This is a genomic window from Salinibacterium sp. (genome assembly GCF_031364185.1).
Taxonomy (GTDB): Bacteria; Actinomycetota; Actinomycetes; order Actinomycetales; family Microbacteriaceae; genus Rhodoglobus.
The window spans coordinates 1-3,392 of the sequence record NZ_JANLVV010000348.1; the positions used below are offsets into that span (position 1 = coordinate 1).

At 64.8% G+C, this 3,392-nt stretch carries 2 protein-coding genes; both read right to left on the minus strand.

All coding sequences use genetic code 11. The features are described from left to right. A partial coding sequence (treZ, locus tag RMN95_RS15490) for a malto-oligosyltrehalose trehalohydrolase (RefSeq protein ID WP_309617805.1) occupies positions 1-1,145 on the minus strand: 1,145 nt, incomplete at its 3' end. After that, positions 1,146-3,392 (minus strand): malto-oligosyltrehalose synthase (gene treY, locus RMN95_RS15495; protein ID WP_309617806.1); only part of this gene is annotated, 2,247 nt, incomplete at its 5' end.

The window sequence follows — 3,392 nt, forward strand, 5'->3', positions numbered from 1 at the left end:
GCGCGGTTGCCGATCTGGTCGTGATCCTGGGTGAAAGTGACCAGGCGCCAGGTGGGCACCGTGCCGGTGTCGATGGGCACGCCGTGGCTACGTCCACGAAACGACGAGTATGTACCGTCGTGGAAGAAGCCCCGCGTCATGGTTTTTGCCAGCGCCTCGAGCGAGTCGAAATCGGCGTAGTACCCGCTCGTCTCGCCCGTCAGCGCTACGTGGGCGCAGTGATGATAGTCGTCGCTCCACTGGGCCGTCAGACCATAGCCGCCATCGGCGATCGGGGTGATGAGCTTCGGGTTGTTCAGGTCTGACTCGGCGATCAGGGTCAACGGCCGGCCTAGCTGCCGGCTTAGCTCGCTCGTTCTTTCGGCCAGCTCCTGCAGAATGTGCTTTTCGCTGGCATCGACCAGGGCGTGTACAGCGTCGAGCCGCAGGCCGTCCACGTGGTAGTCGGTCATCCACATCAGTGCATTGCCGATGATGTACTCGCGCACCTCCGGTTCGGCCAGATTCACCGTGGTGCCCCAGGTGTTCGAGCTCTGGTCGTCGAGGTATGGGCCAAAGCGAGGAAGGTAGTTGCCACTGGGCCCGAGGTGGTTGTAGACGACATCCTGGATGACGCCAAGGCCTCGCTCGTGGCACGCGTCGACAAAGCGCTGGTAGGCAGCGGGGCCGCCATAGCCTTCGTGCACGGTGTACCAGAGCACTCCGTCATAGCCCCAGTTATGCGTGCCATTGAAGCCATTGACGGGCAGCACTTCCACGAAATCGATGCCGAGCATGGTGAGGTGGTCGAGTCGCCCGATCGCAGAATCTAGGGTTCCCTCGGGAGTAAACGAACCGATGTGAAGTTCGTAGATCGTGCTGCCGGCGAGTTCGCGTCCCTGCCACGAGGCATCCCGCCACTGGTAGCGTGCCGCATCGAAACTGCGAGACAGACCGTGCACACCGGCCGGTTGCCGTCGCGATCGTGGATCGGGCAGCGGTGTGGTGTCGCCGTCCAGAAGGTACCCGTAGTCGACATCCGCCGACCATTGCACGTTATCGCGGGGCGACCACCAGCCGTCACCGACCGGGTCGAGCGCAGTGCGCCGACCGTTCGCCAGGATGCTCACCCGTTCGGCGCGGGGCGCCCACAGGTCGAAGGCCATCTACTGCGTCCTGGTCGCGAGAAGGGCGACCGGGTACCTCGCGAGAAGCGTGGCGACCTCGAGTTCGCCGCCCTCGTACTCTGCGCCGGTGATCACGTCGATGATGGGCCGGTGCGGCAGCAGGAGGGTTGCCCGACCCCAGCCTCCGCGGGCGGCGAGCCCGACCGGCAGCCGGGTTGCGAGGGTCACGGCGCCGCCTCGATCGAACGCAATAAGGTGGCCTGCCGTGTCGCCGATCGCCGTCATCGGCGCGTAGCGTGTGAACAATTCCGGGCGATCCCTGCGCAGTCTCAGTGCCGCGCTGGTGACAAGAAGTTTCGCGGCGCCCGTCGAATCAATGGCGGGATGCCCGCCGCCATCGATGCCGGCCAGCAGCTCGCGGCGCAACTCGAAGTCAACCTCCCGACGATTATCGGGGTCAACGAGCGAGGTCTCCCACAGCTCGCTGCCCTGGTATACGTCAGGCACTCCGGGAGCGGTCAGCTGGATCAGCTTGGCCGCGAGCGAGTTGGACCATCCTGGTAGCGTGACGCGCTCCACGATAGTTGCCAGCTGTTCTGCCACGCGCGGGTTGTCGAAGGCGCTGTCGATGAGCGCGTGCATCCTGAGTTCAAATTCCTCGTCCGGTGCCGCCCACCCCGTTGAGTTGCCGGCCTCGCGGGCCGCTTTCTGGGCATAGGCGTGCAGTCGATCACGCGAGGCGGGCCAGGTGCCCACGATCGACTCCCACAGCAGGTTTTCGAGCGGACCATCACCGAGCGGGGCCAGTTCGCGCAGGCTGGTCAGTGCCACGCGCCACTCGCCGGGAATTTCTGACAGCACGTCGATGCGCGCCCTGACATCTTCACCGCGCTTCGTGTCGTGGGTGCTGAGGGTGGTCAATGAGGCGGGGAACACTGCCTGCCGGTTCTCCTGGCGGGAGTGGAATTCATCAAGCCCGATCGAGAACTCGGAGGGGTCACCGCCGACCTCGGTGAGCGAGGCCAGCCGGGAATAGCGGTAGAACGCCGTATCTTCTACCCCCTTGGCCATGACCATGCCGGTGGTCTGCTGCAGTCGCTGCGCGGCCGGGTGTGTCGGGTCGCTCAGCAGGGGCATCAGCAGATCGACGGCATCGTCGAGATCGGGTCTGCGCCTTCTCGCGTCGGCGACCGCCTCCTCGAGGTGGTCGAGACCGTGCGGGAGGTACGAGCGATATACGGGGAAGCAGGCGGCAATCTCGGCGATGGCATCGTCTACCTCGCCGACGGCTAGGGCGCCCGTGTCGTGGGCGAGCAGGCGGGCTATCCGCAGAATCTCCGACCGCAGGATCCCGTCGGCGATGGCGCGTTTGGTGTCATGGATGAGGTCGAGCCACGACTGTTTCGGCGCGTCGTCGATGCTCGCATCCAGCGTGTCCAGGCTCGCGCGGCCGGCCGGGTCGACGAGTACACGATCGATGTCACCGAGAGCGTCGTACCCTGTGGTTCCTGCGGCCTGCCAGTGGGCTGGCATCCGCTCGTCGCCCTCGAGTATCTTCTCGACCAGAACGTAGGCAGACCGAGTCACGCGGGCAAGATCGTCAAGGTAGGCACCGGGGTCGAGCACTCCATCAGGGTGATCTACCCGCAGGCCATCGACCAGTTTCTCGTCGAACCAGCGCTCAATCTCGGCGTGCGACTCATCGAACACCCAGGGCACCTCGACGCGGATGCCTGCCAGGGTGTTGACGGCAAAGAACCTGCGGTAGTTCAACTCGGAATCGGCTCTGCGCCAGTTGATCAATTCGTAATGCTGGCGGTCATGAGCAGCGGAGGCATCGCCATCGCCGGTCCCCTCGGCAATGGGGAAGCGCTGGTCGTAATAGGCGAGTTGCCCGTCGACGATCAACAACTCCGGAGCATCCTCGTCGCCGAGCACGGGAATGCGAAGGCGCCCGTCGCCGAAGTCCCAGTCAACGTCAAATGCTTCGGCGTACCTGGACGACTGCCCCTTCTTCAGAAGATCCCACCACCACGGGTTCGACGATGGCGTAGCGACGCCGACGTGGTTCGGCACGATGTCGACGAGCACACCCATGCCGCGGCTATGCGCCGCGGCCGACAGTGCGTCGAGCCCGGCGGCACCACCCCTGGAGCTATCGATAGAGGAATGATCGATGACGTCATAGCCGTGGTCGGAGCCCGCCTCGGCGGCGAGGATGGGGGACAGGTAGACCCAATCCACACCCAGTTGGTGAAGGTAGTCCACCAACCCAGCGGCAGCGTC